This window comes from Pumilibacter intestinalis, assembly GCF_943193005.1.
Classification (GTDB): Bacteria; Bacillota; Clostridia; order Christensenellales; family Pumilibacteraceae; genus Pumilibacter; species Pumilibacter intestinalis.
The window spans coordinates 22,009-28,130 of record NZ_CALPCH010000022.1; the positions used below are offsets into that span (position 1 = coordinate 22,009).

Below are 6,122 nucleotides of genomic sequence, written 5' to 3' on the forward strand. Positions count from 1 at the left end.
GACCAGAACGAAAAACTCATAGCTTACAAGCCCGTTACCAACAACACCGCAACCGCGCTCATCACAGTTAAAGACGGCACGACCGCAACCGTTGCGTTCGGCAAAACCAAGCTCAACATGATAACCAACTCCGAGGTTCGCGAACCCGGCACCGCGGTTATCAACATAGACCCTCGCAGAATACGCGTAGGCAAAGAAGAGGTGAGCAAGTCGCCCAAGATGGTAGTTGTGGGCAGAGTTAAAGACGCCGACGTTTTGGGCGCGAACACCATAGTTTACGCCGACGTAGAGGGCATTGAAAAAGGCTTCTGCGCAATCGTTCCCGGAACGGTTAATTACAATGTGAACGACAAAGTGAAATTCGTTGTTGACCCTATCGGCATTACCGTAGGAACCAAACCTTCGGTTGCAGAGGTGATAGCGGATAAAGCGGCGTACGCTCCCGAATACGTTTTCGTGGAAGAGAAAAAGCCCGAGCCGAAGAAAGAAGCTCCCAAAGCGGAGGAGAAAGCATCCGACGAGGTGGTAGCCACTGCGGCAAAAGCTCCCGCCAAAAAGACTGCCGCCGCTAAGAAAACCGCGGCAGCTAAAAGCACTGCAGCCAAAAAGCCCGCGGCTAAGAAACCCGCACCCAAAAAATAATAAAGCCGTGTCATAAACGGTCGAAAAACCTCGTATATATAGCGTGAGAACGTTATTATATGCGAGGTTTTTTTAATGAAAAATACTTTTTGCAAGAGAGCGGTTTGCGCTCTGTGCGCCGCCGTGTGCGCGTTTATGTTGCTTACGGGTTGCGGCGGCGGCAATCTCGATAAATACTATGAAAACATTTCCGAACTGCGCGACTGCCTGTTTGCGGCGGAAAACGCCGACTACAAAGTGAGCGCCATTTCGGGCAAGCGCGAAGAGCCTTACGCCATAGACGGCGCAAGCGGCAACAAGCGCGACTTTACCGTTATTACGGTTACGCCCGCCTCGTTCGAGTCGAACTTAACTTACCGTTATCGCGCGGAGATAAACGGCGAAACTTACGAGGGCGATTTGTTGCCGCACCCGTTTGCGCAAACGCTTTCCGCCGATATTCCCGTAGCCGCAAAAAGCGACTTTACCGTAACGGTATCGGCAAAAACCGAACAGTCGTTCGAAATGAAAAACGCGGTTACGGGCGAACTCATTTCCGCAGAGAAAGCTCTCACCATCGCGCTCGAGCGCATGAAAAACGATATCAAGCGTTTTAAGAATAAAGGCGGGCTAAACTGCGAGATTTACGTGCGCCTTATGGAAAACCCCATAGACGGGAGCGGCGGCTACTTTTGGTACGTGGCGTTTATCGGTGCGGAGAAAGACGCCGTTGCCGTACTCTTAAAAGGGGACACGGGCGCGGTGAGCGCGGTGCGAGTATAACGAAAAGTTTCGCTAAAACGGTTGCCAAGCCGCGGGAATGGTGATATAATAAAGGGTAATACGAGTAGAGGTAGTTCATTTGTCACTCGAGACCCCTAACGAAGAAATTCAAAACTCTATAGAGCACAACGACGTGCAATATTCGCCCGAAGGGAAGGGCGGCTTTACCGCGCCGCAAGAGGCGCAGACCGAACCCGCAGGCATAAACCTGATTGCCGTGGGAATTCGTTCCGCGTTTTTAACCGTGGTAGCCGCAGTGCTTTTGTTCGGGTGTTTTGTTTCGTTCTTTCCGTACACCGCAATGCGCATGTACAGCTCGCTCGACTTAAAATATATGGCTCTCGTGAGCGCGGAAAAATATCTTTCGCGCAACGCCGACGAGTACGACGAAGCATACGTTGACGCATATTATCTTGCCGCAAACAATTCAATATACTTTTTTGAGGACGAAATAGCGAAAAACGGTTACGGAAGCCGCGGCGTTGAATTTTATGCTCGCAAAGTGGATAAATACACTAACGGATTTGTTGAAAAACGTTGGCAGACGGAGCAAGACCGTGATGAACAAACAACCGCTTTGTTAAAACGGACAACCGCTGTGGACGAGTATTCGCTCCGCAACACCTTTCCCGCAATGCATCCGTACGTGTACAGCTATCTCGATAAGCTCGATATTGCGCAGTTTAAGGCGTGGTATGCTCTCGGCGACTATGAAAAAATCGGAGTTAGGCGGAGTTCGGCAACAAGTTATTGGGGACAAGCGGAGTGGGAAATAACGCGCCCGAGCGTGGAACAGCCCGCGCTCGTTGCATCCGATTTCCTCTTTCTTTCGCAACTTTCGGCATATATAAACGCCGAACTTGAAAATCTCGGACTCAAAGATATAATAAGCGGAGCTAAGGAGTCGGGCACGCTAACCTTCGATATTGTTCCCGAGTCGCTTAGTTTGTACGGCAAAGAGCCTTTCAAGCTGTTTTTGGATAAAGACTTTACGCCGCTTTACGATAAGATAAAGAACAATTACGAAAAGTTTGTAAAGTATATTAAGGCTAACGCAACAAAGTATTCTTCCACGGGTACGGAAACGAATGTTTCCGAACATCTCAAGCATACCTATTATCTTAAGTGCCTTTCGGATTTTACCTATTCCATGCACAACATGTTTGCGGTACTTAGAGCAAAACAGGAATATTTCGACGAAGCAATACGCGAAGATTTAAGAGACGGGTACAACGATTGGGAAAATCGGTTGCAGGTAGACGGAGTGCGCATTTGGGCGGAAGGGCAGTACCAAACGCGGCGCGTATCCATAAAACAGTGGTTTAATCTCGGCATGTTGCAAGATTACATGAAGATATAATATCCAAAGAAAACTTTTAAGGAGTAAAAATATGAACAGGATAGCTAAAGAAGGACTCACGTTCGACGACGTATTGCTCATTCCCGCAGAGTCGCACGTTTTGCCGAACGAAGCGGATTTAAGTACCCGTCTTACCGACAAAATTACGCTCAATATTCCGCTTCTCAGCGCGGCAATGGATACGGTTACCGAGTCGCGCCTTGCGATAGCTATCGCTCGCGAGGGCGGCATGGGCATAGTACATAAAAACATGCCCATAGACGCGCAGGCGGTGGAGATAGACAAAGTAAAGCGCAGCGAGCACGGCGTTATAACCGACCCGTTCTTTCTCGGACCGGACAACCTTGTGTCGGACGCGCTCGAGCTCATGAACAAATACCGCATATCGGGCGTGCCCATCACCAAAGAAGGCAAGCTCGTTGGCATACTCACAAACCGCGATTTGCGCTTTGAAACCGATTACGCCCAGCCCATAAAGAATATAATGACCAAAGACAATTTGGTTACCGCGCCCGTGGGCACAACTCTTGCCGAGGCTCAAAAGATACTCGGAAAGCACCGCATAGAAAAGTTGCCCATAGTGGACAAAAACGGCATGCTAAAAGGGCTTATCACCATTAAAGATATAGAAAAGGCGATACAGTACCCGAACTCCGCAAAGGACCGCAACGGCAGACTCCTTGTCGGCGCGGCTATATCGGGCGGCAAAGACTGTCTTGACCGCGCGGGCGCGCTCGTAGACGCCAAAGTGGACTGCATAGTGCTCGACTCCGCGCACGGACACAACGAACACATCATGAACTCGGTGGAAAAGGTGAAGAACAAGTTCCCCGAAATCTGCCTTGTTGCCGGCAACGTGGCAACTATGGAAGCCGCCGACGCACTGTTTAAGCGCGGCGCGGACGTTGTAAAAGTGGGCATAGGACCCGGCTCTATATGCACCACGCGAATTGTGGCGGGCATAGGCGTGCCGCAAGTAACCGCAATAATGGACTGCTCGGAAGCGGCGGACAAACACGGCAAAAAGATTATAGCCGACGGCGGCGTGAAATACAGCGGCGATATCACCAAAGCAATAGCGGCGGGAGCTAACGCCGTAATGATAGGCAGTCTGTTTGCGGGCACGGCGGAAAGCCCCGGCGAACTCGAGATTTATCAGGGGCGCAATTTCAAGACTTATCGCGGCATGGGCAGTTTGGGGGCAATGGCTCTCGGCAGCAAAGACCGCTACTTTCAAGACGGAGCGTCGGCGGCGAAACTCGTTCCCGAGGGCGTGGAAGGCAGAGTGCCGTATCGCGGACACCTCAGCGACATAGTGTTTCAGCTCATGGGCGGACTGCGTTCGGGCATGGGCTACTGCGGACAGCCCGATATAGAGAGCCTTCGCACAAAAGCGCGTTTTGTGAAGATTACGAGCGCGTCGCTCGTGGAGAGCCACCCGCACGACATTGCGATTACGAAGGAAAGCCCTAATTACAGCCCCAAAAATTAACGGCGACTTACGGCGGCACATTAGGGCGCATCTTGCCACTGCGTTGTGCGCGCCCACTTAGGGCAGTACGTCAATGTACAGCCCTGCGCGGGCACGCCCACAGCTGTGTCAATATGCAACCCTTCTGTGCCGCCTTATTCGGCGGCATGGTTTATCCGTCATTGCGAGGGAATTTGTTGTTATCTCGTCATTGCGAGCGGCGTAGCCGCGCGGCAATCTCATGCATGAGAAAGCAAAAGCAACTTTATTCGTTCCATGCCATAGATTGCCACGCTCGCATAGCTCGCTCGCAATGACATGCTTTGGGTTTATCCGTCATTGCGAGGGAATTTATTGTTTATCTCGTCATTGCGAGGGTGCTTGCACCCGCGGCAATCCCATGCGATTACCAAACGTCATTGCGAGGGTGCTTGCACCCGTGGCAATCTCATGCGGCAGAAAACATATTTATCGGGCAATTCGCCCAAAAGGAGAAAAAGATGAAAGTATCCGTTCTCGGTTGCGGCAGATGGGGTTCGTTCCTTGCCTGGTACAACAACAGATTGGGAAACGAGGTTTACAGTTTCGGACCGGAGCACGACTACAGTTACCGTATTTTGAAAGAAACGGGCAGAAACGAGTACGTCCGTTTTGACGAAAGCATAAAACTTACCTGTAATCTCGACGAAGCTCTCGAGCATGCCGAAACCGTTATAATAAGCATTTCCAGCCAAGGACTTCGCGGGTTTGCGCAAGAAATAACAAAGCGCGATATAAAGAACAAAAAGTTTGTGCTTTGCATGAAAGGCATAGAAGAAACCACGGGCAAGCGGCTCAGCGAGGTTGCGATAGAGAGCGGCATACCCAAAGAAAACGTAGCGGTATGGGCGGGTCCCGGTCACATACAAGAGTTTACCAAAAACGTGCCCAACTGCATGGTGATAGACTCTTATTTGCCCGAACTTACAAAGTTTCTCGCCGACTCGTTCAAAAGCGACCTTATCCGCTTTTACTACGGCAACGATATAATAGGCACCGAGGTGGGCGCGGCAACAAAGAACATTATGGGAATTGTTGCGGGCGTGCTCGACGGACTCAACTACGTTACTCTCAAAGGTCCGCTCATGGCTCGGGGAGCGAGAGAGGTTGCTCGCTTTACAAAGGCTCTCGGCGGCAGTGAATTTTCGGCATACGGCTTGTGCCATTTGGGCGACTACGAAACCACGCTGTTTTCGCCGCACAGCCACAACCGCAGGTGGGGCGAAGCCTATGTGCTCGGTCAGCCCTTCGAAAAGCTTGCCGAAGGCGTGGCAACCGCCCGCGCCGTTGCAAACGTGGCAAAGCGTTTGGGCGTGGATATGCCCATAACGAACGCGGTAAACGAAATGATAACCAAAAAGACTCCGCCCAAAGAACTCATCACCGAACTTTTCGGGCGTACCGCCACGGCGGAATTCAAATAATATTTTCAAAAGCCCTTGCACGGAACGCCTGCAGGGGCTTTGCCTTTCTCGCGCGGGGGATTGCTTCGTCGCTTAGCTCCTCGCAATGACTAAGTAAACAATAACAGCCCTCGCAATGACCGTTACGGTTTTTTTGTCTTTGCGAGGCACGCAGTGCCGCGGCAATCTCAAACATGAGAAAAATATAATAACGCGTCGAAAATAAAAATAAATTCAAAAAGAATTAAAAAAACAGTTGACAAAAAGGAAGATATATGGTAATCTATATAAGCTGTCCGCTTGAAGACGGCACGAGCGCACATTGAAAGCGAAATAGAAAAGAAAGCAAATTGAATAAAACACAAAGAAAAAAAGTAGAACAACAGTCAATTTGGAATTGAAACAGTCAGAGATTGTTTTGAGGAAGAGTCAAATGGTATTTACA

Annotated in this window: 4 protein-coding genes; all 4 read left to right on the top strand. The window is 50.3% G+C overall.

The window, feature by feature from the left end; genetic code table 11:
• Positions 1-717: 717 nt before the first annotated feature.
• The 4 genes from NFR55_RS09170 (at position 718) to NFR55_RS09185 (ending at position 5,698) form a co-directional block, all read left to right on the top strand.
• The gene (locus NFR55_RS09170; RefSeq protein ID WP_251548451.1) at positions 718-1,404 is read left to right on the top strand and encodes a hypothetical protein; all 687 of its coding nucleotides are present in this window, start codon (positions 718-720) and stop codon (positions 1,402-1,404) included.
• A gap of 79 nt (positions 1,405-1,483) precedes the next feature.
• Positions 1,484-2,764 carry a hypothetical protein gene (locus NFR55_RS09175; protein WP_251548452.1) on the top strand — a complete coding sequence of 427 codons (1,281 nt, stop codon included), beginning with the start codon at positions 1,484-1,486 and terminating at the stop codon, positions 2,762-2,764.
• A 31-nt stretch (positions 2,765-2,795) separates the two neighbouring features.
• Positions 2,796-4,256 carry an IMP dehydrogenase gene (gene guaB / locus NFR55_RS09180; RefSeq protein WP_251548453.1) on the top strand — a complete coding sequence of 487 codons (1,461 nt, stop codon included), beginning with the start codon at positions 2,796-2,798 and terminating at the stop codon, positions 4,254-4,256.
• 479 nt (positions 4,257-4,735) lie between these two features.
• Complete coding sequence (locus tag NFR55_RS09185; RefSeq protein ID WP_251548454.1) at positions 4,736-5,698, top strand: NAD(P)H-dependent glycerol-3-phosphate dehydrogenase; 963 nt, start codon at positions 4,736-4,738, stop codon at positions 5,696-5,698.
• Positions 5,699-6,122: the final 424 nt, after the last annotated feature.